The organism is Leucobacter fengyongliangi, assembly GCF_050971685.1.
Lineage (GTDB): Bacteria > Actinomycetota > Actinomycetes > Actinomycetales > Microbacteriaceae > Leucobacter.
The window spans coordinates 182,226-206,836 of sequence record NZ_JBPCEU010000001.1; the positions used below are offsets into that span (position 1 = coordinate 182,226).

The 24,611-nt window shown below is 64.7% G+C and carries 22 protein-coding genes; 8 read left to right on the forward strand and 14 right to left on the reverse strand.

Annotated elements, in window-relative coordinates:
* Nucleotides 1–125: 125 nt before the first annotated feature.
* Nucleotides 126–635, forward strand: coding sequence for a peptidylprolyl isomerase (locus ACR0R4_RS00825; protein ID WP_433645426.1), 510 nt, complete (start codon nucleotides 126–128; stop codon nucleotides 633–635).
* A 229-nt stretch (nucleotides 636–864) separates the two neighbouring features.
* Nucleotides 865–1,569, forward strand: a complete 705-nt coding sequence (locus ACR0R4_RS00830; RefSeq protein WP_433645427.1) for a rhomboid family intramembrane serine protease — start codon at nucleotides 865–867, stop codon at nucleotides 1,567–1,569.
* A 68-nt stretch (nucleotides 1,570–1,637) separates the two neighbouring features.
* Here the strand turns inward: ACR0R4_RS00830 and ACR0R4_RS00835 are convergent, their stop codons facing one another.
* On the reverse strand, nucleotides 1,638–1,913 hold the full coding sequence (locus tag ACR0R4_RS00835; RefSeq protein ID WP_433645428.1) for a cell division protein CrgA: 276 nt from the start codon (nucleotides 1,911–1,913) through the stop codon (nucleotides 1,638–1,640).
* A gap of 60 nt (nucleotides 1,914–1,973) precedes the next feature.
* On the opposite strand from ACR0R4_RS00835, the gene ACR0R4_RS00840 reads away from it, so the two are divergent.
* Nucleotides 1,974–2,771, forward strand: a complete 798-nt coding sequence (locus ACR0R4_RS00840; RefSeq protein WP_433645429.1) for a class E sortase — start codon at nucleotides 1,974–1,976, stop codon at nucleotides 2,769–2,771.
* Nucleotides 2,772–2,925: 154 nt separating this feature from the next.
* Complete coding sequence (locus ACR0R4_RS00845; RefSeq protein ID WP_433645430.1) at nucleotides 2,926–3,573, forward strand: anthranilate synthase component II; 648 nt, start codon at nucleotides 2,926–2,928, stop codon at nucleotides 3,571–3,573.
* On the opposite strand, the gene pknB is transcribed toward ACR0R4_RS00845, so the two are convergent.
* The 7 genes from pknB to ACR0R4_RS00880 form a co-directional block, all read right to left on the reverse strand.
* The gene (gene pknB / locus ACR0R4_RS00850; RefSeq protein ID WP_433645431.1) at nucleotides 3,570–5,267 is read right to left on the reverse strand and encodes a Stk1 family PASTA domain-containing Ser/Thr kinase; all 1,698 of its coding nucleotides are present in this window, start codon (nucleotides 5,265–5,267) and stop codon (nucleotides 3,570–3,572) included. The genes ACR0R4_RS00845 and pknB overlap by 4 nt on opposite strands.
* 90 nt (nucleotides 5,268–5,357) lie before the next feature.
* A complete protein-coding gene (locus ACR0R4_RS00855) occupies nucleotides 5,358–7,094 on the reverse strand; it encodes a serine/threonine-protein kinase (protein ID WP_433645432.1) in 1,737 nt (578 codons plus the stop codon).
* Nucleotides 7,091–8,572, reverse strand: coding sequence for a peptidoglycan D,D-transpeptidase FtsI family protein (locus ACR0R4_RS00860; protein ID WP_433645433.1), 1,482 nt, complete (start codon nucleotides 8,570–8,572; stop codon nucleotides 7,091–7,093). The genes ACR0R4_RS00855 and ACR0R4_RS00860 overlap by 4 nt, the downstream gene beginning before the upstream one ends.
* Entirely contained in the window at nucleotides 8,569–9,957 is a 1,389-nt protein-coding gene (locus ACR0R4_RS00865) for an FtsW/RodA/SpoVE family cell cycle protein (protein ID WP_433645434.1), read from the reverse strand. The genes ACR0R4_RS00860 and ACR0R4_RS00865 overlap by 4 nt, the downstream gene beginning before the upstream one ends.
* Nucleotides 9,954–11,243 (reverse strand): PP2C family protein-serine/threonine phosphatase, encoded by a 1,290-nt coding sequence (locus ACR0R4_RS00870; RefSeq protein ID WP_433645435.1) that lies wholly within the window; start codon nucleotides 11,241–11,243, stop codon nucleotides 9,954–9,956. The genes ACR0R4_RS00865 and ACR0R4_RS00870 overlap by 4 nt, the downstream gene beginning before the upstream one ends.
* 2 nt (nucleotides 11,244–11,245) lie before the next feature.
* Complete coding sequence (locus ACR0R4_RS00875) at nucleotides 11,246–11,800, reverse strand: FHA domain-containing protein FhaB/FipA (protein WP_433645436.1); 555 nt, start codon at nucleotides 11,798–11,800, stop codon at nucleotides 11,246–11,248.
* Nucleotides 11,797–12,591 (reverse strand): FHA domain-containing protein, encoded by a 795-nt coding sequence (locus ACR0R4_RS00880; RefSeq protein ID WP_433645437.1) that lies wholly within the window; start codon nucleotides 12,589–12,591, stop codon nucleotides 11,797–11,799. Before ACR0R4_RS00880 ends, ACR0R4_RS00875 begins: the two co-directional genes overlap by 4 nt.
* A gap of 186 nt (nucleotides 12,592–12,777) precedes the next feature.
* On the opposite strand from ACR0R4_RS00880, the gene ACR0R4_RS00885 reads away from it, so the two are divergent.
* Together ACR0R4_RS00885 and ACR0R4_RS00890 are read left to right on the forward strand one after the other, a co-directional pair.
* A complete protein-coding gene (locus tag ACR0R4_RS00885; RefSeq protein ID WP_433645438.1) occupies nucleotides 12,778–13,611 on the forward strand; it encodes an alpha/beta fold hydrolase in 834 nt (277 codons plus the stop codon).
* Nucleotides 13,611–15,044 carry a sensor domain-containing protein gene (locus tag ACR0R4_RS00890; protein ID WP_433645439.1) on the forward strand — a complete coding sequence of 478 codons (1,434 nt, stop codon included), beginning with the start codon at nucleotides 13,611–13,613 and terminating at the stop codon, nucleotides 15,042–15,044. The genes ACR0R4_RS00885 and ACR0R4_RS00890 overlap by 1 nt, the downstream gene beginning before the upstream one ends.
* On the opposite strand, the gene ACR0R4_RS00895 is transcribed toward ACR0R4_RS00890, so the two are convergent.
* The 3 genes from ACR0R4_RS00895 to ACR0R4_RS00905 form a co-directional block, all read right to left on the reverse strand.
* Complete coding sequence (locus ACR0R4_RS00895; protein ID WP_433645440.1) at nucleotides 15,041–15,502, reverse strand: DUF3817 domain-containing protein; 462 nt, start codon at nucleotides 15,500–15,502, stop codon at nucleotides 15,041–15,043. The genes ACR0R4_RS00890 and ACR0R4_RS00895 overlap by 4 nt on opposite strands.
* 126 nt (nucleotides 15,503–15,628) lie before the next feature.
* Nucleotides 15,629–16,480, reverse strand: a complete 852-nt coding sequence (locus ACR0R4_RS00900) for an SDR family NAD(P)-dependent oxidoreductase (RefSeq protein WP_433645441.1) — start codon at nucleotides 16,478–16,480, stop codon at nucleotides 15,629–15,631.
* The gene (locus tag ACR0R4_RS00905) at nucleotides 16,477–18,516 is read right to left on the reverse strand and encodes a diguanylate cyclase domain-containing protein (RefSeq protein ID WP_433645442.1); all 2,040 of its coding nucleotides are present in this window, start codon (nucleotides 18,514–18,516) and stop codon (nucleotides 16,477–16,479) included. Before ACR0R4_RS00905 ends, ACR0R4_RS00900 begins: the two co-directional genes overlap by 4 nt.
* 198 nt (nucleotides 18,517–18,714) lie before the next feature.
* Between ACR0R4_RS00905 and ACR0R4_RS00910 the strand changes: the two genes are divergently transcribed.
* Entirely contained in the window at nucleotides 18,715–20,295 is a 1,581-nt protein-coding gene (locus ACR0R4_RS00910) for a sigma-70 family RNA polymerase sigma factor (RefSeq protein WP_433645443.1), read from the forward strand.
* A 248-nt stretch (nucleotides 20,296–20,543) separates the two neighbouring features.
* Complete coding sequence (locus tag ACR0R4_RS00915) at nucleotides 20,544–21,458, forward strand: UbiA family prenyltransferase (protein WP_433645444.1); 915 nt, start codon at nucleotides 20,544–20,546, stop codon at nucleotides 21,456–21,458.
* Here ACR0R4_RS00915 and ACR0R4_RS00920 read toward each other — a convergent pair.
* From ACR0R4_RS00920 to ACR0R4_RS00930, 3 genes are read right to left on the reverse strand one after another with little or no spacing between them, the layout of a single operon-like run.
* Complete coding sequence (locus tag ACR0R4_RS00920; RefSeq protein WP_433645445.1) at nucleotides 21,436–22,740, reverse strand: FAD-dependent oxidoreductase; 1,305 nt, start codon at nucleotides 22,738–22,740, stop codon at nucleotides 21,436–21,438. The genes ACR0R4_RS00915 and ACR0R4_RS00920 overlap by 23 nt on opposite strands.
* A complete protein-coding gene (locus ACR0R4_RS00925; RefSeq protein WP_433645446.1) occupies nucleotides 22,737–23,504 on the reverse strand; it encodes a methyltransferase domain-containing protein in 768 nt (255 codons plus the stop codon). The genes ACR0R4_RS00920 and ACR0R4_RS00925 overlap by 4 nt, the downstream gene beginning before the upstream one ends.
* The gene (locus ACR0R4_RS00930; RefSeq protein WP_433645447.1) at nucleotides 23,501–24,604 is read right to left on the reverse strand and encodes a type III polyketide synthase; all 1,104 of its coding nucleotides are present in this window, start codon (nucleotides 24,602–24,604) and stop codon (nucleotides 23,501–23,503) included. The genes ACR0R4_RS00925 and ACR0R4_RS00930 overlap by 4 nt, the downstream gene beginning before the upstream one ends.
* Nucleotides 24,605–24,611: the final 7 nt, after the last annotated feature.

Consider the following 24,611-nt stretch of genomic DNA (forward strand, 5'->3'; position numbering starts at 1 on the left):
CTATCAAAACTACACTGACAGCGACCGAGATGGGCGGCCCAGTGTGTGGAATTCACAGGGGAAAGCTAGCGAACAGCCGATGAACCGTGCCTCACCGTCAGTGGGGAGCACGTAAACTTGCATCCATGACTGTACACACCGCTGTTGCGACCATCCATACTAACCACGGCGACATCGTGCTGAACCTCTTTGGCGATCATGCCCCCAAGACGGTGAAGAACTTTGTTGAGCTGGCCCAAAAAGGCTTCTATGACGGGGTGATCTTCCACCGCATCATCGAGGACTTCATGATTCAGGGTGGTGACCCCACCGGCACGGGCACCGGCGGGCCGGGGTACGTGTTTGACGACGAGATCCACCCAGAGCTCGCCTTCACCCAGAAGTACCAGCTCGCGATGGCGAACGCCGGTAAGCGACCCGACCTCACAGGCCGTCTTGCCGGGACGAACGGTTCGCAGTTCTTCATCACCACGACCGCCCCCGGTTGGCTGACTGGCAAGCACACCATCTTCGGCGAGGTTGCCGATGATGCCTCGAAGGCTGTGGTTGACGCGATCGCCGCAGTGCCCGTTGGCCCGATGGATCGCCCGAACGAAGATGTCGTGATGACCGGCGTTGAGATTACCGAGGTCTAAGCAGGTGTCGAGAGATGCATCCGGGCCGCAGTTCGGCGAACGGGCCGAGTTCGGCCCGGATGACATCTGCTTCAGGCACCCTGATCGACACAGCTTCACCCTGTGCCAGCGATGCGGGCGCACGATATGCCCCGATTGTCAGCACGTTTCTGCAGTCGGCGTGCTCTGCACCGATTGCGTGAAGCAAACCCGGCCCAGTGTCGCGCAACGAGCGCAGCGATCAACGCGCGTGACGGCGCGGAAGTTGGCCGCACCCGGCACTCCGGTCATCACTTACAGCATTATGGTGCTGTGTGGTCTCGTGTTCGCAGCACAGGTGCTGAGTGCGAATTTTGGCGACAATGAAGTCACCCGCACGCTGTGGTACGCACCGCTTTACTCAATGCCGCAACTCTTCGAGCCGTGGAGGATGCTCACGGCGATGTTCACGCACTCCACGGGGTTCGTGTTTCACATACTTTTCAACATGCTCGCGCTTTGGCTATTTGGTCGGAACCTCGAGCAGATGATCGGTCGGGGCGCGTTCCTCCTGTTGTATCTCTTTTCTGGCCTCGGTGGATCACTCGGGGTCATGCTCTGGGCGTATGTCGACGTGCAATCGCTGCAGGTCGCGACGGTCGGTGCCTCGGGCGCGATCTTCGGCCTCCTGGCTGCGACGCTCGTCGCCTATAAGGCCGCCCGCGTGAACGTGACATCTCTTGCCGTGTTGATCGCCATCAACTTCGCGATCGGCCTACTTCCGGGTGCCTCAATATCATGGCAGGCGCATCTCGGTGGGATGATCGTCGGGGCACTGACGATGTGGGTATTGCTCTCAACTCGCGGCCCGAGACGCAAGGGCACCCGGGTGGCCTCGCTGCTCGCCGTTGCGGCCGTGCTCTGCGTGTTGTCGGGGCTGTTCCTGGTGGTGCCGCCGATCACAGTCGGCTGGTAGTTATCCACAGATCTATCCCCACCTGGGGAGAATTACACCCGTGTGATTCCCCTGGAGGAGTCAGCAGACTACTTCCACCATGGAGTCATGAGGAAGCCGACCAGCACCAGTCCAAAACCGACAAAGATATTCGCCTGTCCGAAAGCGGGAATCGGCAACTGCACGGTTGAGCTCGTGATGTAGTAGAGCACGATCCACACGAGACCCAGCAACATGAAGCCAAACATCACCGGCTTGAACCACACCGGGTTTGGAATGTCACTGGAGTTCACCGATGCCTGGTCGGAGCGGTTCTCTACCGCCTTCGACTTACGCTTATTCACATTTTTACCCGCAGCTGCCATACGGACGAGTCTACCTGGAGCTTCTCCCCGCCTCACAGCCGGGAGAAATAGAATGTGGGCATGTCCCACGCATCCGAGCACCGCGACGCCGCACACGACGGCGGGGCGAGTCGAGTGCGGCGCCGTCGTGGCAGACTCAGCCCGTTGACCGTTATTGGGGAGATTCTCTTTGTCAGCGGGCTTGCCGTAGCCGGATACCTGGTGTGGCAACCCTGGCAAACTGGCGTCGTGGTCACAGAGAAGCAGGCTGAACTCTCGGCGATTGACTCTGCTGCCTGGGCAGCTGCCGCAGACGAACAACCCACCGCGTGGACCGGCGAGACGGCGGTGACGGAAAGGGTTGCCCCAGCCGAGGTCTTCGGTGTGCTGTACGTGCCCGCGTTTGGTGCAAGTTACGCGAATCGTATGGCAGAGACAACCGACTGGTGGACGGTGCTGAACCTCGACGAAAAGGGGATCGGGCGCTACGAGACAACCCAGATGCCGGGCGAGCCAGGAAACTTCGCGGTTGCCGGCCATCGGTCAGGGCCACTGATCAATTCCTTCAAAGAGATCATGAATCTCCGGGTCGGTGATCCACTGTATGTTCAGACCGCTCAGGGTTGGTATACCTACACATTCCGGTCATTCGAGTATGTGTGGCCAAACGAGGTCGACGTGCTGAACCCGTTCCCAAGGTTGACTGGTACTCCCGGTGTGGATCAGATCCTGACACTCACCACCTGCCATCCCAAGGATGCGGGGGATGCCGAGCGTGCGATTGCGTATGCGGTGCTCGAGAGCTTTCAGCCACTGAGTGTCGGCCCTCCCGCCGAACTTAGTGCGGTGAATCCGAATCTCGGAGGGATGGTGAGCTGATGTTTTCACTGATTTGGAGATTTTTCCCGGGCCCTGCGTGGATCAGATTGATAGTGATTCTCGCGGTGCTCGCTGCAGTGGTCTACACTTTGATCGCTTTCGTGTACCCCTACGTTGCGACCCTTCTGGTGACTCAAGAAACGACGGTGGAGTGATGACTCGGATTCTGGTAATCGACAACTACGACAGCTTTGTTTACACGCTCAACGGGTACCTGCAGCAACTCGGTGCTGAGACCCAGGTGATTCGAAACGATGATGTGAGTATCGGTGAGCTTGAGAAGCTGGTGGCAGAGGTTGACGGGGTGCTCATATCCCCGGGGCCAGGAACCCCGGCAGACGCGGGTATCTCCATTCCCATGGTTGACATTGCCCTCCGCACCGGCGTGCCTGTGTTGGGTGTGTGCCTCGGGCACCAGGCCATCGCCGAGGCTCTAGGCGCTACGGTCACCCATGCCGACGAACTGATGCACGGAAAGGTTTCTCATGTGCATCACACGGGGGATTCCTTCTTCGACGGGGTTGCGTCCGATTTTGCGGCGACGCGCTACCACTCACTCGCGGTGGTGCGGGGCACCGTGCCCCAAGATCTTGTGGTCACAGCGGAAACACAGGGGGGGATCGTGATGGCACTCCGTCATCGCGAGTTGCCCATCTACGGCGTGCAGTACCATCCTGAGTCGGTACTCACCGAGGGCGGGTATCAGCAACTCGCAAACTGGCTCGGGGTGTGCGGCGCGGTCAACGCCGCTCAGATTGCCGCGACGCTGTCACCGCTCCTCAGCACCAGCTCGAACGACTAGCCCGAGCAGTATTGAATCTCAATTGCAGAGCCCTGCGGTTGCTGCCCAACGATTGACTGCTGCACCACCGGCACTCCGGCCTGCTGCAGGCAGCCTGGGTTTGGCTTCACGCTGGTGACCAGGTTCAGCCCCTCAAGCATTGCGGTCGCGGCCTGAATCGACTGTCCAGTGACATCGGGCACGATGACCATTCCGCTGGAAACCGTCACGTCAACGGCTCGACCGCGTGGAAGCGCGCTTCCGGGTTCGGGGCTCACCGCGAGGACACGGTCGCCCGGCTGGTCCGAGTTGTCTTGGGTGGTCACCATACCCACGGTCAGACCGAGCCCCTCGAGGGCAGCGGTGTAGTCGGCGAGACTCATTCCGCCGATCTCGGGCACTTCGGGCGACTCCGGGCCGGTGGAAATGTAGACCCGGATGGTCGTGTTCGTCGTCACACGCTCCCCAGCGGCGGGATCGGTGCGGATCACGTGATCCGCGGGGATCTCCTCGTCGGGGAGTTCCGTCGGCACCGGAACCAGGCCCAGTTCCATCAGCGCGTCAAACGCAGCGTCTCGATCGACGCTGATGAGTTCGGGAACCTCACGTGTGTTACTCGGGGTAAAGGTCTTCGGGGCAAGCGCAGCTAACCAGAACACCACGGCGGCGACGACAGCGACAACAGTCAGGATGGCCACCCAGACCCACATCACCGGGGGCCGACTCTGTGACCGGGCGGTGCTGCCGCCCTCGGAGAGGCGTCGCAGCGCCAGGTCGGATTCCGAAGTCTCCTCACCACCGGTGAAGAGCACCGGAGCTTGCTCGTCTCCCGATCCCAGCCGTGGCATGATCCCGTCTCGGGCGAGGCGAAGTGCGTCTCTGAACTCGGAGGCGGTTTGAAAGCGCCGAGCGCGGTCCTTCGCCAGGGAGTGGAGAATCACCCGATCAAGCTCGGGCGAGACCTGCGGATCGCGTTCGCTCGGAGTCTGGGGCCGTTCACTAACGTGTTGGTAGGCGACCGCTACCGCGGTTTCACCGCGGAAGGGCACGTCACCGGTAAGCAGCTCGTAAAGGAGAATCCCTGTGGAGTAGAGATCGGTTCGCGTATCGACCGTCTCGCCCTTCGCTTGTTCGGGAGAGAAATAGGCCGCGGTGCCGAGAATGGCGGTGGTCTGCTGGACCGTCGAAGACGTTTCGGAGACCGCGCGCGCGATCCCGAAATCCATCACCTTCACCTGACCGGTTCGGGTGATCATGATGTTCGCAGGCTTGATGTCGCGGTGCACGATGCCGGCCCGGTGAGAATACTCCAACGCGGTGAGTACCGACTCGACGACTCTGCATGCCTCAGTCGGCGACAGCCGATCCACTGATGTCAGTTCACGCAGGTTCTGGCCGTCAATGAACTCCATAACGATGAAGGGGAGTCGCTGTGGCCCATCGGATGTCTGAATCAAATCGTCACCCGCGTCGAGCACACGGACCACGCTCGGGTGCGCCAGGCGCGAGGCCGACTGTGCCTCTTGCCGAAAGCGCAGCCGAAACGCCTCATCGCCCGCGAGGTTCGCGCGCATGATCTTGATCGCAACCTGTCGACCGAGTTTGGTGTCAGTGCCGCGGTACACCGTTGCCATTCCACCCTGGCCGATGAACTCGCCGATGGCGTACCGGCCCGCGAGTATGCGCTGCTGGCTGGCCTGAGGGGTCTCAGTCATCGGTCACCTCTCTCGCGATCGTCGCACTGGCTTCTAGTTTAGGGCGGGTGGGTTGTGGCTGAGCACGCGTGGGGCCAGAGGCCTTGGTGCCTATTCGGCTGGTGCTGGGTCGGGGGCAGGGGTGGCAGCAGTGACCACCATCGTGACCGGATCCGACGCTGGCGAGGTGCGGGTGACGGAAGAACCGTTTCCACATGTCACCGTGTAGGTGACGCTCATCTGACCGTCGGGCTGTGGCGGCGGAATCTTGTTTGCGGTCACCGTCACGCTGGGGCTCGGCACCGATCCCGGAGCCGTTCCGTCTCCGGTGACCGTCACGTTGTATGCCTGGATGGTGAGTCCGGTCGGGCATGCGGGCACATCCCAGCTGACGGTCGCCGTGCCGCCGGATTCCACGGTCTGACTGCTGGTGCGCGGGGCCGCGGGCTTCGCGACATCGCCGAAGGGCACCGTGAAGGTCAGCATGATGGGCTGGTCGAGCTTGACGCGGGCCCCCGTGGGATTGACGTCGGTGACGATGTTGACCTGGTCGTCGGGACCCGGGCTTCCGGGCTGAGAACTGACGTTGATGAATCCCAGACCCCGCAGGTAACCGATCGCTTCCTCGACGTTCGTGCCGACGATGGCGGAAGCCTCGACCGCGGCAGTCTCTGCGGCGGTCGTCGTGGGCTTCTTCGTGGTGGTCGGTGTTGTGGTTTGCGTGGTGGTGGGCTCGTCATTGCCAGAATTGTTCGCCGAGAAAAGCGCGAACGCGGTTCCCGCGCCAATGAGCACGAGGAGGATGAGCAAAGTGATCAGCGGCCAGGTCCAGGGGCTTCGCTTCTTCTGCGGATCCGTGTCGTCCACATTCCCATCAAGCGGCTGGGCGACTCCCGCTCCACCGGGTAGCACGGTGGTCTGCGGGAGGGCGGTGGTCGCCGCGTCGGAGAGGCCCTGCTGCGACATGACGACGGTTGCCGCCGCTGCCGCACCCGCCACGGCGGGCACGTAACTGGCGGCAAGTGCCAGATTGCCGCGATGAAGTGCGGTCGCTGCCTGCGCGAGCTTCGCTGCGGTCTGTGGACGCTCGTCAGGATCCTTCGCGAGACAGGCCAGCACCAGCCGCTGTACCGGAGCCGGAACGTCGGCGGGAAGGGCAGGAGGCGCATCGTTGATCTGTGCCATGGCAATCGCCACTTGTGACTCGCCGGTGAAGGGGCGCTTGCCCGCGAGGCACTCGTAGGCGACGATTCCGAGTGAATACAAATCGGTCGACGGGGTTGCCGTGTGCCCGCTTGCCTGCTCGGGCGCGAGGTACTGCACGGTGCCCATGACCTGCCCCGTGGCGGTAAGTGGCACTTGATCGGCGATCCGCGCGATGCCGAAGTCGGTGATCTTGACGCGACCCTCGGGGGTGATGAGCAGGTTTCCCGGCTTGATGTCTCGGTGCACGAGCCCGGCATCGTGGGCGGCCTGCAGTGCGGTCGCGGTCTGCGCGACGATGCCGAGGACGCGATCGGCCGGCAATCGGCCCTCGCGCTCGATGATCGTCGAAAGAGGCTCGCCCGGCACCAGTTCCATCACAATGTATGCGGAGCCCTGCTCCTCACCGTAGTCAAAGACGTTTGCGATGCCCTCGTGGTTGACGAGCGCGGCATGGCGCGCTTCCGCGCGAAAGCGCTCGAGGAACCCTGGATCTCCCATGTATTCGTCTTTGAGGATCTTGATGGCGACGGTGCGACCGATAATGCTGTCGGTCGCTTTCCAGACCTCGCCCATTCCCCCGATGGCGATCCTCGAGCTCAGCTCGTAGCGCCCGCCGAACGTTACTCCTGCCACTGGTCTCATTGGCTTAACACCGCTTCCATCACTTGTTTTCCGACTGTAGTGGGCAGATCGTATGAACTCCCCAAGAAACTCTGGGCGGCCCCGCCGCCATTCTCGATTACCACGGCAATTGCCACCTTCGGGTTGTCAACCGGGGCGAAACCGGTGTACCAGAGGGTGAAGGGTCGATCCACGCCGCTCGCATCGAGGCCGTTCTCGGCGGTGCCGGTCTTGCCCGCAACTCGCACGCCCGGGATCGCCGCAACGTGACCGGTGCCATCGGGGTCGCCCACCACGCGTTCCATCATTGAGGTGAGCGCCGCCGCCGTTTCCTCAGAAATCGGAGTGCTGAGCTGCTCGGGCTCGAACTGCTTTTCAACCCTGAGGTCGGGCGTAATGACCCGGTCGACCAGATACGGCTTCATCACCACGCCCTCGTTGGCGATGCCCGCAGACACCATGGCCATCTGCAGTGGGGTGGATCGCACATCGAGCTGGCCGATTGACGCGAGCGCGACCTGCGCGCTGTCGAGGGGCGCAGGCGAGGTGCTCGGCGTCACAATGAGAGGGATGGACAGCTCCTGGTCGAAGCCAAACTCGCGTGCCATCTTCGGTACCGCGTCACGATCCATGCTCATCGCGAGCTCGGCGAACGGGATATTGCACGAGAAGATCATTGCCTGTGTGAGGCTCACGGTGTCGCCAGGCCCGCACGTGGTTCGCGAGGCGTTCTGCATGATCGCGCTCGACTGTGGCAGAGGCAGGGTCGCCGGGTTGTCGAACGTGCTCTCCGGGGTCGCGGTACCGTTTTCGATTGCGGCAGCCGCGGTGAGCAGCTTGTAGGTGGATCCCGGGTGGTACAGATCGCCGCCTATTGCACGATTGAGCAGTGGCTGGGTCTCATCGGCCTCGAGCTGACGATAGTTGGTGATGATCTCGGCGTCGTTGTTGGTCGAGAGGAGGTTCGGATCGAAGCTGGGTGTCGACACCATCGCCAGCACACGACCGGTGGCGGGTTCGATCGCCACTACGGCTCCCTCGTACCCGGCCATGGCATCCGCAGCGACCTGTTGCACCAGGGGGTCGAGAGTGGTCTCAATCGAGCTGCCCTGCGGTTTTACCCCGGTCACGGTGCGCACGATACGCGTGAAGAACTGGGCGCTACCGAGGCCCGAGAGTTCTTGGTTCATCGCCTGCTCAAGCCCGGTCATGCCCTGGGTATGTGAGTAATAACCGGTGACCGGAGCGAACAGGGGCCCGTTCGTATATTGCCTGATGAAGCGATAGTCGTCTTGCGTGGCGGTGGAAAACGCGATGGGATCGCCGCCAACCAGGATCGAGCCTCGTTCAACCTTGTACGTATTCTTCAGCGTGCGGCCGTTGAGTTCGTTCGCGCGCAGCTCGTCGGCAGAGACGAACTGAATCATGGTTACGGCGAAGAACAGCACGATGAACATACCAAACACGGTGCGGGTGAGATTCTTCAATTGCTTGTTCATGCGCGAATCACCAGCTTCGGTCGGTTGCGTACCGAGTTCGAGAGTCGCAGCAACAGGGCGATGATGATCCAGTTAGAAACCAGCGACGAGCCGCCCGCCGCGAGAAATGGCGCGGTGAGACCGGTAAGTGGAATGACGCGGGTGACACCGCCCACCACGATGAAGATCTGTAGCGCGAGCGTAAAGCCCAGGCCCGCGGCGAGGAGCTTGCCGAAATCATCCTGCCCGGCAAAGCCAATGCGCAGGGCGCGACCGACCAAGACGAGGTAGGCCCCAAGAATCACGAACAGCCCCACCAGGCCGAGTTCTTCGCCGAGGCTCGGGATGATGTAATCGCTCTGCGCGAGCGGGGTATCGCCCGGATAGCCCTGCCCGAGGCCAGTGCCGGTCATGCCACCGTTTGCCATGCCGAAGAGCCCTTGCACCAGCTGGAAGCTCGCCCCCAACGGGTCGGAGAACGGATCGAGCCAGTTCGCAAAGCGGTTGCCGACATAGTCGAGGACCTGGCTCGCGAGGATGCCGCCGGCGAGGAAGAGGCCAACACCGAGCACGATCCACCCGACGCGGCCCGTGGCGACGTACAGCATCGAGAGGAACAGCCCAAAATAAAGAAGCGAGGTGCCGAGGTCGCGTTGGAAGACGAGCACCGACATGGCGATGAGCCAAAACGCAACGAGCGGCCCGAGATCTCGCCCCCGGGGGAAGCGAATGCCAGCGAACTTCTTTCCCACCATCGAGAGCGCATCGCGATTGCGCACGAGGTAGCCTGCAAAAAAGATCGCCAACAAGATCTTCGCGATCTCACCCGGCTGAAAAGAGAATGCGCCAATGAAGATCCAGACGCGGGCGCCGTTGATCTCGCGACCGATCAGCGGCAGCATCGGTAGGAGCAGCAAGACGACCGCCGCGAGACCCGTGAGATAGGTGTATCGGAACAGCACCAGGTGGTTACGGATGAGCGCAACCACGGCGATGGCGACGAGGATCGCGATGGTCGACCAGACGAGCTGCCTGATCGAGACGGCATCCCAGCCCACCAGGTCTTTGGACAGGTCAATTCGATAGATCTGCGCGATCCCGATGGTGTTGAGCAGCGTTGCCACCGGCACGATGAGCGGGTCAGCATCGGGAGCGACCCGCCGAACCACCACGTGCAGCGCCAGCACGGAGAGCACAAATGCCACACCCCCGAGGAGCAGCGTGGTTGAGACCTCGCCGAGCACGGTGAGATCCACAATGATCACCGCACCGACGCCAATCACTAGCGCGAACAGGGTAAGTGAGAGCTCGAGACCGCGCAATAGGCGAGGCTGTCGAAGCGCGGTGATGCGCTGCAACACCGTCTCGCTCGTGCGAGTGTTCTCGTATCCCTGTGACTTGCTCACGGTTCCACCCCCAGACGCAGCACGATCTCGCGCGCTTCCGCGAGGGAGCCCGCACTCAACGTTCGCTCGACCTGGCGCTGCTCAAGCCCGCCCAGCGAATCGAGCGGGATCCCGGTGTCTTCCGCCTCGGAACTCAGGGAAAGCGTGCCGATACCTTGCTGCACTCCGCGGTAGATGATCACGGTGTCGCCGTCGGTGCCGACGTAGTAGAGACTCTGAGTCCACTGGTAGCCGAGCGTCAGCGATCCGGCGATCACCGCGATGAGCGCGAGCAGCCCGATGGCCCAGATCGCGCGCCGCCTTCGATTACGTCGCTTTGTCTCGGCGATCAGCTCGGCCAGGTACTCATCGATGCGAGGCTCAAAGTGGCTCTCGGCGGCCGGGGTTGAGCGTCGGATCATGCGCCGGCGCGAGAGCAGTCGGGTGCGACTCGTACTGACTTCCTCGTCGGCTGTCTCGGTGGCTGCGGATCCGGCGAACCGGGGGCCAGGCATTTCGGCGGCGGTAAGTGGGGCGGCCATGGTCTCGACGAGCACCACGGTGACGTTGTCGGGGGCCCCGTGCGCAAGCGCCTTGTCGATGAGCTGATCCACTGCGCCTTGGAGCGACGGGCGTCGCAGCAGAATCTTTTCCATGTCGATGTCTTCGACATAGCCACACAGCCCATCGGAGCACAGCAGCCACACGTCGTCGGGCCTTGTCTGCAGCACGGCCGTGTCGATCTTCGGTGAACTGTCGACGTCGCCGAGCACGCGCATGAGTACAGAGCGGCGCGGGTGCGTCTTCGCCTCGTCTTCGGTGATTTGCCCGCTGTCGACCAGGTGCTGCACGAACGTGTGATCTTGTGTCACCTGCGTGAACTTGCCATCTCGCAGCAGGTACAGGCGAGTGTCGCCGATGTGTGCCAGCGATAGGTGATCACCGACGGTCATAAACCCGGTGAACGTGGTGCCCATGCCCGAGAGCTCGGGGCGTTCGCCCACGGTCGAACGCAGCATGCGATTCGCGCGCAACAGCTGATCTGCCAGCTGATCACTTGCGGCTTGCGCTTGCGCCGCGGTGGGGGCAACGGGCTCACCATTCAGGTCGAGCTGACCCGTTTCGGTGTTGGCGTCAAGCTTGGCGATCGCGCGGGTCGTGAGCGCCGACGCGACATCGCCACCCGCGTGCCCACCCATACCGTCGGCAACGAGAAACAAACGATCGCCGGCAAACGCCGAATCCTGGTTGTTCGATCGCACCATTCCCACGTGGGAACCAATGGCGCTCGCGTACCCGACGGTCACTCTTAGGGCCTCAACTCAAACGTGGTGGTGCCGATGGTGATCGGGGTGAACACGGGCACGGTCACGGTGCCCGTGACGCGGGTGCCATTCAGTTTCGTGCCGTTGGTGGAATCGAGGTCGGTGAGCAGCCACTGATCACCGTGTCGCGCGAGCCGGGCGTGATAGGTCGAGGTGTATTCGTCAACAATGACAAGGGTTGAATCGGTGCTGCGACCGATGGTGATCATCTCGTCATCGAGCGGGATCGCGGTGCCAGCGGCGACACCCGAGGTGATGACGAGGGTCGCGGCACGTGAAGTAGCACCGGCTGGGGGGAGTGCGCCGCCGCTCGGAGTGATGACGGGGGGCGAGGCCGGCTGGGTGCTTCCCACCGGGACGGGAACGGGATCCGGGGCGGCCTGGCTTTCAGTGGATCGCCGAGTTGAAGCGTCGTTCGGCAGCTTCCGCACGGGTGCCCCGAAGAGGTCGCTGCGTAGGGCATAGACGATCGAGAAGATGAACAGCCACAGCAGCAGCAGGAAGCCGATGCGGAGGATCAAGAGGGTGAGTTCGCTCACAATCCCCTCCAGAAATCTTGTTCGATCCCGGTTTGGCCAGGTCGCGCGCCGCCGGAGCCGCTGCGTTCCGAAGCTTGCGGTGGGCTGGCCTGCCGAGCGCCGGAGCGCGCGGGAACAAGCAGGAAACGCAGCGTGGTCTGCCCGATGGTAATGACGGTGTCGGGGTTCAATGCTGCTTCGCGGAACCGTTGCCCGTTGATTTTCGAGCCGTTGGTCGAGCCGAGATCGCGCGCGATGCCCGACTGGCCATCCCAGATGAGTTGCAGGTGCTGACGCGATGCTGCGGTGTCGGTGATGCGGATCCCCGCGTCGCTCCCACGACCCACCACGGTGGTACCGCGGTGCAACTCGTGCTGAATACCGTCGACCTCGATCATGGGCGTCCAGGCGACCCGCCCCTCGACCTGAGTGGCGTCGATCTGCAGCACGCCAGTTGTGAGCGAGGTGTCAACCCGGAGTTCAACGTCGGCCTCGCCGAGGAGCTGGTAGCCCTGACGCTTCGCGTGCTTGTTGACCACCCCGATGAGTTCACGCTCCAGGGTGCCCCCCAGGCTCTTCAGCCTCGACGCGTCGGCGGCAGACAGGCGCACGACGAAGCGGTTGGGGGCGAGGACGCGGTCGCGATCCACGATGACGGAGCCAATCTCAAGCTCGCGCTTGAGTCCGGACGCGATCTCTACCGGCTGCACTCCGGAACGAAAGGTACGGGCGAAGGCACCGTTCACGGCCCGCTCCAGCCCACGTTCGACGCTGTCAAGAATGCCCATGGTGTTCGCCCCCTCCTGGTGCATCGAATTCGTCTGTCTTCGCCGGTGCCGAACCGAATGCAGGCACGTGAGCACCCGCCGACAGGTTTCAGCGTGTGGGCCCATGCTACCTGTACAGCCTTTGCGCGCGCCGAAACCCAGGCCGGTCAGGTTACCGATCAGGGTAGACGCGGCGACCGTGGCGTCTGGGAAGCGTGGCAGACTGTGGGCATGAGCGTGGGGGATGCAGCGGGTCGCGGCGGATTGACGGCAGGCCAGGTTTTGGCGCGGAACGCGGTCTCTGTTCTCGGGGCCGAGCACGGTTCCGTCGTGGTGTTTGGTCACGGCTACGGAACAGATCAGACGGTCTGGCGCGGCATCGTGGAACGATTAGCGGGGGAGCACCGGGTGGTGCTGTTCGACTATGTGGGCTCAGGCCGTTCTGATCTTGCCGCCTACGACGAACAACGCTATGACTCACTGCATGGTTACGCGGAGGACCTCATCGAGGTGCTTGATGCGGTCGGCGTCTCGCGGGTGTTGTTTGTCGGGCACTCGGTGAGCGGCATGATTGGGGCGCTCGCCTCGATCCGCCGCCCGGACCTGTTTCGCAGGCTGCTGATGGTGTGCCCCTCGCCACGATACATCGACGATGGAGACTACCGCGGCGGCTTCAGTCGGGCGGATGTGACCGGCCTGCTCGACGCGATCGACGCGAACCAGTTGGCCTGGGCAACATCGCTCGCGCCGATCGTCACCGCGCGACCCGATCGACCTGAGATCACCGAGAGGGTGCGCGAGCAATTTGCGGCAACCCCGCCTCGCATCGCCACCCACTTCGCGCGCGTCACCTTTCTGAGCGACACCAGGCACAGGCTGAGCGAGATCCCGGTTCCATGCGTGGTGTTGCAGTCCCAGGGCGACATTATTGCCCCGCCGCACATTGGTGCGTACCTGCGTGATCACATTCCCGATTGCACCCTCGTCACGTTAGACGCATCGGGGCATTTCGTGCACCTCGCCGAACCTGAGCTCATTGAAACGCATATTCGAGCCGCGCTGTGATGCAAGAGCGCCGCAGTCTCTTCGAACACGCACCGGTTGCCCTGTGCGCCGTGAACCTCAACGGTGAGATTCTCTCTCACAACCCGATTCTTACGCAGTGGTTGGGGTTGTCGGGTGCACGTCAGCCGCAGACAGTGGTCGGGCGCAACCTCGTTGAGTGGCTGACCCCCGCCGGGAGGCTGCTCTATGAAACGCGGTTGATGCCGGCGTTGCTCGAACGTGGATCGGTACGCGAGGTGGTGATCGAGGTGAGAGGTCGGGAGGGGCAGCCAACCTCGGTGATCTTGAACGCGAACCTGGTGGAGGATTCTGCGCACGGACGACGGGTCTACGTGGCACTCATCGACGCTGCAGCACGTCTAGCATTTGAGCGTGAACTGGTGGAAGCCAGGCGCGCGGCCGATGTCGTCCGCACGCAATTGAGCCTGCTGCAGGAGGCAACGAGCCAGCTGGCCGTGGCGGAGGGCCTCGACGACCTGGGTCGAACCCTCACCGACGTGGCCGGGCGGGCAGTCCAGGCAGCGTGGACCCTGGTGCGGGTCGCAGAGGCGGATGGGCCAACGGAGGGCGAGACCGAGCAATCCTGGGGCAGTCGCCCCGGGAACAACCCCCACTTCGGCACGATTGAGTACCCGACTGCAATGGTGGTCTGTCGCACGGTGGATGAGATCCGCTCGCAGATCCCCGAAGCCGCGGACGCGCTGCTTGCCGCCGGAGTTGAGGCGTTGATCATCACGCCGATCCTGCGGGCCAGGGACGGCCAGTCGGTGGTGCTCGGGGCGATCCACTCGTGGTTTCGACGCAGTCGCAGTCTCGAAGCGGACGTGCTCGAGACTCTACATGCCCTCGCCGTGCAGGCCGAACGTGTCATCGAGCACCTGCAGCTGCAGGACCGGGTGCGGCACCGCGCCCTGCATGACGCGTTAACCGGGCTTCCGAACCGGATGCTGTTTGAGGAACGACTGGAATCGATGCTTGCAGGCTCGCGTCGAGCAAGGTCGACGTGCGCCGTATTGTTCATAGACCTCGACGGGTTCAAACCCATCAATGATCAGTTCGGTCATCGGGTTGGCGACGAGGTGTTGATCTCGGTGGCGGATCGCTTCCGCGAGACATGTCGGGCCGGCGAGACCGTTGCCAGGCTGGGGGGTGATGAGTTTGTGGTCGCAGTGACGCATATCGATGCGCGCGACGTCGGCGCGTTTGCGACGCGGATCCGAGATTCCATCCGCAGGCCGTTGGAGGGGGAGGCCGCGGGCGCGCAGCTGTCTGCCAGCATCGGAGCGGTGATCTGGGAGCCAGCCGGAATGCGCCCGACGCCGAGCCCGGGTCAACTCGTTGCTGCTGCAGATGCGGCGATGTACGAAGCGAAACATAGCGGAAAGGACCGAATCGTGGAACGAGTCTGGTCTCCCGCGCTCAGTGAGAACTAGCGCTTGACGGGTGGGCCCAGGATCAGCAGCACCACGTAGAGCAGCACGACTGCCGCGAGCATCGCCACTCCGGTGAGAACCGGGTGGGTGATGAGGAAGCGAAACGCCCGGTCGTGCCAGCGCGCGTCGCGCGCGTCGGCGGTCGGTGTCGTGCGCCACTCCCCGGCGAGACGGCCGGACCTGTTCACCCAGATCTCGGTGGGGATGGTCGCGTATGGAATGATCGCGCTGAAGAGCGCGACGAGGGTCACGCCGATGCCCCAGCGCTGATTCTTGGCGACAAGGATCGCCGTTGCGCCGTAAGACAGGAAGACGAAGCCGTGGATGCTGCCGCCGATTGCGACAGCGGGTTCCCAGCCGGTAACGGCGCGAGTGATCAGCCCAGCAATGAGGAGGGTCCACGAGACGGCCTCTGCGAACGCGAGGGTGCGGAACAGGGCGCGTGGGGTCTGAAACATGAAGCTGAGTCTATTCAGTCGAACGCGTGCGATTCTGTGGTGATGCCGACTGCGAGTGGGGGGCCCTGGTGCTTACAAATCCCAAGTACAAGGGCGCTCCCGCGATGCCCAGGCCTCACGGGTGAGCTAGTCGAGGCCCTTCTCGTCTTGGATCGCGTTGCCGCCATCGACCACCAGTACCTGTCCGGTCACGTATGAGGCACCTGGTGAAGCAAGGAACTCGATGACTGCGGCGACCTCGTCGGGGGTGCCTGATCGGCCCATCGGCGTGGCATCGCCCATGCGATTCTCGTGCTCGGTTGCGGATCCGGTGCGGATCCACCCCGGCGCAACCGCGTTCGCTGTGGTGCCCGACGCGGCCAGATCAACGGCGAGCGACCGGGTGAGACCCACGAGCCCAGCCTTTGCCGCGTGATATCCGACATCGCCGCGGTATGCGAGGATCGGGCCGGACACCGAAGAGACCGTGACAATGCGCCCGTGTTCGGCTGCGGTCAGGTAGGGGAGTGCCTGCCGAGTCACCAGGTAGGCGGTGGTGAGGTTTCGAGTGAGGGCCTGCTCCCAGCCGGCGCGATCGACCCCGGCCAGGCTGGCGGGCGACTGCGGATCCGAGACCGAAGTCATGCCAGCGTTGTTTACCAGCACATCGATTCTGCCGAATGCCTCGATGGCCGCAGCCACAATTCGTTCGGCTCCCGTATCTTCGGTGAGGTCAGCAATCACCGGCACGGCGTGCACCGTTTGCGGATTGTCGCCGAGATCAAGCGCCCGGGCCGTGAGCTCGGCTGCGCGATCGCGGATCCGCTCGCTGGTCGCGCCGACGACCACCCGGTATCCGGCAGCGATGAGGCGGAGCGCGGTCGCGAATCCGATGCCGTCTGCGGCACCCGCCCCCGTCACAAGGGCAACTCGGTCACTCGGGGTGCGTACCTGATGCGTGGGCCGAAGGCTCATCTTGGAGGACAAATCAGTGCTCATGTGGCGAGCGTAGCGGTCTCTCCCGTTTCTAGCTCTTTGGTCTCTCGCTTTGCCCGATACATGGCGCTGTCTGCAGCCCGGAGCACATCCTCGAAACTCTCATGCGGGGCCGCCATCGCGACACCCGCAGAGACGCCAACGTATAGGGGTGATTCGTGCACATCGATGGGCTCCGCCAGGGCCTTGACCAGGCGTAGCGAAATGGACTGGGCGGCCTGCTGATCCACATCGTGACACAGTACGACAAACTCGTCACCCGCCAGTCGAACCGCGATGTCGTTGTCTCGCGAGGCCCGCTCGAGTCGCCGCCCGAGTTCGACGAGCACCACGTCGCCCACGTCGTGCCCGTGCCGGTCATTGATCCCCTTGAAATCATCAATGTCAAGGAAAATGGCGGCAACGCCGTCACGGTGAGAATCAAAAAACTTATCGGTGTGCTCGTCGAGATACCGGCGATTCGGAAGCCCGGTGAGGGCATCAACGAGGGCCAACTCGGCGAGCTTTGCGTTCTCGCGCGCGGTGAGAGCCGCCTTGATATCAGCGCCGAGCGCGAAGGCCTCTTCTGCGGTGACACCCCACGGCAGTGATCGACCGGTGACGCTCTCACGCCACAGTGAAAAAGAGTTCCTGGGGGAGAGTGCGGATGCTCGATTGGTGCTGGTCTGATCTCCGAGCCAGTGCACCTCGCGGGCAAAGTCACCGCGAAACAGCACGATGCAGTCGCCGGGTTCGATGAGCGGAATGACGATCAGCCCAGCCGCGCCCGGGACCAGTTCTGCGAGCTCCGGATAGTCGAACGAGAGAGCATCTGTCACGAGGGGCTTGCCGTCATGCTGCGCGAGGAACTGAGTAATACGCTCCACCGGGGGCACCGGACCAACAACGTACATCTCGTTCGCAAAGAGAATGCACGCGGCCTCGCAGGGGATGAGGTCGCGAATCGTCGCCCTCGCCTGCTCGAATACGCTGCGCAGGTTTTGCGAACCATAGAACGGCGCGACGAACTCCGATCGTTTTCGCTTTGACTCCAGCTGACGTTGCAAGCGGCTGATCTCCCGGCTGGAAGCGAGCTTCTCTGCGACGAGTCGTGCGAGCACCTCCAGCAAGCGGCGGATTTGCAGGGGAACCCGTTTCGGGCCGCGATGTGCACAGGTGAACATTCCGATAAGCCTGCCGTCGCTCACGAGGCTCAGAGAGAGGGTCGCAACCTGACCCATGTTGCGCATGAAATGCAGATGGTGTTCTGAGGCCCGCCGCAGCTCCGAAGCGCCGAGATCCATCGGGTGGTCGGCCCCGGGGAGATAGTGGATTGCCACACCCGGGTCTTCAGTGTCGACGATGGTTCGAGACAGCTTGTTGACATAGAGCGCGCGTGCTTGCGCAGGAACGTCGGAGGCGGGGAAATGCAACCCCAAATAGGGTTCCATGCCGGGTTCGTGCTCATCGGCCAAGACCTGACCGTGACCGTCACGAAAGAAGCGGTAACACAGCACCCGGTCAAATCCGGTGAGCATCCTGATTTCCTGTGCGGCTGACTGCAACAGCTGCGCGGGGTCTGCGACCTCACCAATGCGGTGGATCGCATCCATTACCGCGGAGATCGAAAAGTCGGCAGACTCAAGGAACGGCTCAAACTCGATGAGGAGCGGCTCGGTTTTCCGGTGCACGATCACCTCATAGTGCGCATCTGTGAGGGTGATGCGTTGGGAGCAAGTTCCCTCTTGATGGCCGTGCACCACAGCGGCCAATTCGGCGTGAGCCTGCTCGAGGGGAGTACCGAGCCAGTGCGCCAGGTCAGCGCTCGCGTGGGTGACGATGCCCTGATCCACACCCAACAGCGAGCCGTGCGACTGGATCCGGTCGATGAGGTGGATCGGCTCAACCGAGCACTCGCGAAGGCGAAGCTCTTCGTCTTCGGGGAGGTGATGCAGGCTGGCGCTGGTGTTGACGGGTTGTTCAGTCACCCAGTCGCGAGCGGTGATCGAAGGGGAATCGCCGGACGCCCGACCTGCGGACACCCCCCGATTTCCGTGCATCTTGCAATCTTATTGCGGGTTCTGCGCGGCGCGGAGGAAACACTGGTCAATTGTGGCTTCGCGCCAAGGCGGTACCGATTCACGGCCCAAATGTGCGTGAAGTTGTTGACCGCGCACAGGAGGCGCATTGGGATAAGGGCGTCGCGGTTGAGCGGGCGTGCTCGCAGCGACAATCCAATTGGGAAGCGGAGGGGCGAGATGTTGGATGTGGATGGGCCGGTTGAGCGCAGCGATGCTGAGCTCGTCGACGCGCTGCGGCGTGGCGAGGAGGCGGCGCTTGTCGAGCTGTGGCGACGTCACCACAGCGCCACCGTGCGCATCTCGGCCCGGCTCGTGGGGAACGCGGATGCGGAGGATCTGGCGCAGGAGGCGTTCTTGGCGATGCATCGAGCCGTTCAGCGGGGCGGGGGACCGACGATCGGGGTGCGGGCGTACCTGTACACGATCGCGAGAAACATCGGCGTGAGATCGTTGCGACGCCACGCACCAGTTGCGGCGAGCGTGCCCATCGATGAGCTCGACGGCTTTCTCGGCGAAGACCCCTTCGAACGGCATGCGGAGCACGCCGTGATCTTCGATGCGTTCCGCGGCCTTCCGCCCCGCTGGCAGGAAGCGCTGTGGTATTTCGAGGTCGAGGGAATGGGTGCCGCCGAAGTCGCGGACCTGCTCGGGCTTACCGCTGGCGGTGCCTCGCAGCTTGCCTTTCGGGCGCGTGAAGGCCTACGGCAGGCTTGGATCGAGGGCCACGTCGAGCGGATCAGCGCGCGCGAGGAGTGCGCCTGGGTGCTCGGCCGCATGGGTGCCTACGTGCGAGATCGCGCGACCCGACCCGTCGAGCGGCGCATTGAGGAGCACCTGTCGATCTGTGATGACTGCGCCCGGATGGCGAACGAAGCCCGACACGCAGGCCTTGCCCTCGGCTCGATCCTCCTCGTCGGTCTCTTCGGGGCGACCGCGCTCGGAAGCGGAGGGGGTGATCCTGGCGGGGCGCAGGGGCAGGCGCAGGGACTGGCGCCGCTGCAAGCTCAGCCGCATGCCCACGTGACCCCAGCCCTGGTCTCTGCGGGGTACCGCCCCTGGCTCAAGTGGACGGCACTCGCCGCGACTGCTGCAGCAACCGCGGCACTGCTTATGGGCACACTCGTTCAAGGCGCGCCCACCACGGTTGTTTCTCCGACTGGGGCGACTGAGCAGGTGAAGTTTGCGCCAGTCCCGCGTGATCCACAGCCCGTCAAACCGAGCAACGAAATTTCAGCGGATCAGCCTTCCCCGTCTGGGCAGGAAAGGTCCGAGGTTGAGAACGCCAGCGCGCCCCTGGGATCGGGCGCCACACCGGCGACGCCTTCCGGCTCCGTGCCGTTGTCGCCACCTGTGCCAGCCGTGACGCCTGATCCGCCGGTCGCGATGCCTGTGCCGCTGGCAGCTTCCACGGCTCCTGTTGCTCTTCCAGTGGATCCGGAACCCGTGCCGGCCTTCCCGCCTGCCGCGCCGGGGTGGGTGCCGGAGCGATCCACCTGGGCAGGCACCGCACCGTTCGCGAAGTACTCCATCACCGTCACCGGTTACATGGGCTGGCAGGTGAGGGCCGTGATCGACGGGGTCGAGGTTGCCCGAGAGGTTATCGGCTCGCGGCAGCACTCACTCTCGCCGCTCACGTTCGTGCCCGAGAAGCAGCAACAACTCGACGATGTCGTGGTGACGTTTGAGTACGTGTCGGGATCCACCGGTGGCGGGATTCCGTTGCGGCTTCGACTCTCGGAGCTGGTACCGAGCCAATGATGCTGCCCGCGCAACAAAAACTTTCCGCGACCGCGTAATGCTAAGCGTTCAACGTGACTCTCTATAAGTACATCCCGCATCTGGGGTGCACGCACGATGTGCGGTGATCCACAAGTTCGGCCCCGGTCAGGAGACCCCTACCCCCCCCCACTCCTGAACGGGGCCGAACTGCGTGCGCGCGGTGTTGGGGCGGCATTCGCTTCGTCGGCACTGGGCTCGTTCCGTGCTCTTCCCCTAGCATCAAAGGCATGCGCACTGTGGCCACGCTGTGGCGATCGACCCATCCGGGCCCCACGCTCGTGGTGAGCGCGATCGTGTGCGGCATGGGCGTTTCGGTGGGACTCGATGCGCTGCGGCTCACCGCGCTGACGATCTCGGTGTTTCTCGGCCAGGTGTCGATCGGACTGTCAAACGATGTGATCGACGCTCCGCGCGATCGGGCAGTGGGGAGGGACGACAAGCCACTCGCGGGCCCGGGTGCCCCGGTGCGCCTGGCGGGGTGGATCGCGGCCAGCGCGTTCGTGCTCGCTCTTGCTCTCTCCGCCGTGCTTGCCTGGCAGGTGGCGCTTGCACACCTCGTGTTTCTGGTAGCGGCGTGGGCCTACAACCTCGGGCTCAAATCCACCCCGTGGTCGGCGGTGTGCTTCGTGGTGGGATTCGGCGCGCTGCCCTCGCTCGCGCCGCTCAGCCTGCCAGACCCCACGCTCCCCCCGCTCTGGGCCACGGCCGCCGGGGCGGCGTTCGGCATCGCGATCCACTTCTCGAACGTGTTGCCAGACCTCGAGGACGATCGGGTGACCGGGGTGCGCGGGTTGCCGCACCGCATGGGGCGCATCGCGTCGGCGGTCGTCGCGCCCGCGGCGCTGGTGGGAGGCGCGGGCATCGTTGCGGTGTCGGTCACGCTGTCGACACCGATCGCGGCGACCGGTGCGAGCCCAGACTCGATGTCGGGCGCGGATTCGGGGGTGTTGCCGGGGGGTGCCCAGGCGCCCGTGCTTGCCCTCCTGCCGTGGCTCGGGTTCGCTGCGGTGACCGTGGTCGCGGTGGCGGCGCTCTGGGTGTCTCTGCGCGGGCGAGCGACGCGACTGACGTTTCGCATGGTGATGCTCGCCGCGCTGCTCCTCGTCGCGCAACTGCTCGTTACCGGGGGCCTCGCGGGGTAGTCGCTGCGTCTCGGTCGAACCCCATCGCGTACGCGCGTGCGGCGACTCGCTCGAGGGGGCTCCCCAGCACCCCGCCCAACAGTCGGGTAGATGCCGAGTGCGCGAACGCTGAGCGGGGCCTTCCGAGGGAGGTGTTCAGGTGCGCCAGGCGCGCGGCGGTGCGTGCGGACGCGAGGCGGGTGCGCTCCCAGCGGTCGAGCTCGCGGGTGGTCGCACCGCCGCTCAGGCACCGGGACAGCACCGGGGCAAGTGTTGCCGCATCGAGCAACCCGAGATTCATGCCCTGCCCGCCGATCGGGCTCACCTCGTGCGCGGTATCGCCGATCGCGAGGATGCGGCCCGCTCGCATGCGCCGCAGGAGCACGCGTCGGATCCCAAACGACGAGGCGTGACTGACCAAACTCGCGAGACCCTCGTCGCCGGTGCGGCTCGCTACCGTGCTGCGGAGGCGCCCGGTCAGGTCGTCAGCGCCACCGTCCGGGCCAGCCGCAGCAAGCGCGGCATGGCCGGGGGAGGAGCGCTTCTGGCGGGCCAGGGCAATGCCCGCGGCAGCGATACCGGCATCCCACGCGACGAGCCGGCGGCCGCCGTGCGGCAACGGAAATGACTCGAGCACGCCTGCCTGATCGAGGTGGATCACCGCGGTGTCTGCGGGCTGCGCCGTTGCACCGGCGACGTCGGCCATGAGGTACCGGTCCGGATACTCGGTCGCGGCGACACGCATCAGCCCGCTCACGAGGCCGCGCCCGGAGGCCCCCGCGGCGACCACGACCGCGCGCGCCGTGAGCTCGCCAGTGGCGGCGGTGTCAGGGGGTGGGGCGGCTGGGGTGGAGCCGGCGAGCGAGACCGCTGCGGCAGGGGTGTGGGTGACGACGACGCGATCCCCCTCCTCCGCGAGCGAGACGACAACTCTGCCGCGCAGTGGATCGGGGCCGCCCGTGGCGACCGCAGCCTCCGTCACGGCCTGTGGCACCGTCGCCACGAAGGGGAAGCGGGTGCGAAGCCGATTGAACCTCACCTCGCCGAGTGTGCGCTCGCCCGAGCGCGCGATGCCGCGGGTGACGCGGGTGGCCTCAGAGAGGATCCGCTCGGTCGCGCCGGAGGCTTCGAGTGCGGCGAGCACGGGTGCGTGTACCCCGATCGCGCGGGTGCCCGGCCAGGGATCGGCCCGGCGTTCGAGGAGGCCCACGCTGATGCCGTGGCGTTGCAACTCGCTCGCGACGAGCAGCCCGGTCGGACCCGCGCCCACCACGATCACGTCGAAATCGCAGCGGGTGCTCACGGCCGTGCCTCACCGGAAAAGCGGACTCCGCGGGTGCGTACCGAGTCAGAGCCTGAGCGTGCCTCGGGCCCCGCAGACGCCGCGCGCACCGCGAGGAGGCGGAACGCCGAGGGCTGCTGCGCGATCCACCCGGATGGCAACCGCGAGGCGAGCTCGTCGCGGGTGAAGCTGCGGCGGATGCTGCGCAGGCCGTCGACCCGCAGAAACGAGCCGGGCGCGAGGGGTGTGACCCCGACCGCGTAGGCGGCGTAGGCGAGGCGGCCGCGCGCGATGTCGGAATGCACGCACAGCCCGTCGGTCAGTGCCTCGGAATCCGCGAACAGGTCATTAAGCTGCGGTGCGCTGAGGTGATGCAAGAGGTGATTCGAGATCACGAAATCAAAGCGCGCGCCCTCGGCGACCAGCTCGCGGCTCAGCGCGGTGCGGAAGCTTACGCCTTCGGAGATCGGCGCGGCGCGGGCGACCGCGAGGGCCCGATCGTCGGGATCGATGCCCACGCCGCTGAGCTCGAATCGGTCGCGGCGGGCGAGCCGCACGAGGCGCCGCAAGACATCGCCTGCGCCGCATCCGATGTCGAGGAGCCGGGCGGGCCCGCGCGCGCGCGCGAGTGCGGGTCGGAGCTGCGTGCGGTACACGGAATCCCATCCGGACACGAGGCGATTCACGATGCGAAAGCGTTGCAGCGTGCGGCGCAGGCGCACCGGGTCGCAGTCGGGATCGTCCATGAGCTCGGCGAGCTGGGTATCGCGAGCGGCGAGCGTCATTGGGTTTTCCGCAGGGTGAATCGTGCCGTCTCGACGGTGAGGCCGGGGCTAAACGCGAGGCCGGCCACGCGGGCCCCGTCGCCCAGCAGATCGGAGGCCAGGATCCGCTGCAGGATGAAGAGGACCGTCGCGCTCGACATGTTGCCGAATTCGCGCAGTACCGCGCGTGAGTCATCCAACGCCACGTCGGGAAGATCGAGACCCGTGTGCACGCGATCGAGCACGCTGCGGCCGCCCGGATGCACGGCCCAGGTGTCGATGGAACTCAGCGGGCCTGCGCCGTCGCCCAGCATCGAGCGCACCACCCCCGCGATCTCACGCCCGATGATGCGGGGAACCTCGGAGGTGAGGCGCATCTCGAAGCCCTGGTCTCCGATGGTCCAATCCATGTCACCCTCGCCCTCTGCGGTGATCGCGGTGCCGAACTCGCCGAGTTCCAGCACCGGAAAATCGCCGCGCGCAGGGCTCGCCGAGACTATTGCGGCAGCGGCACCGTCGGCGAACACTGCCGAGGCGACGATCTGTTCGGGGTCGCGCGAGGCGCGAATGTGCAGCGAGCAGATCTCGGCGCACGCCACCAGCACCACCGCGCCGGGGTTTGCGGCGCAGATGTTGGCCGCGGTGCGGAGGGCGGGGAATGCCGCGGCGCAGCCCATGAAGCCGATGTGGACCCGCTGCGCGGTCGGCGGTATGCCGAGGTCTTGCACGAGACGGAAGTCGGGGCCGGGCGCGAAGAACCCGGTGCAGGAGGCGGTGACCACGTGCGTCACCTCGGCGGCTCGTATCCTCGCTCGCTCCAGAGCGTCGCGTGCGGCGGCGGCGAACAGTGCGGGTGCCTCGCTGCGGTAGACGGCGTTGCGCTCCCCGGTCGTCGGCACGCGCAGGTGGCCCGACTCGTCGACGAAGGGCCCCGCGCCCCCGGTGAGTTCACCGATCACGGTGCACCGGCTGTCGATCGCGGAGTGGTCGAACGCCGCCCCGATGAGGCGGGCCGCGAGGCGATCCACCCCCGGCTGCGCGATGAAGAAGTCGCGCGTCTCAGCCTGCGACAGCCGATGCGGCGGGGTCGCGGTGCCAATCGAGTGGATCAGGGTGCCCATGCCTCAA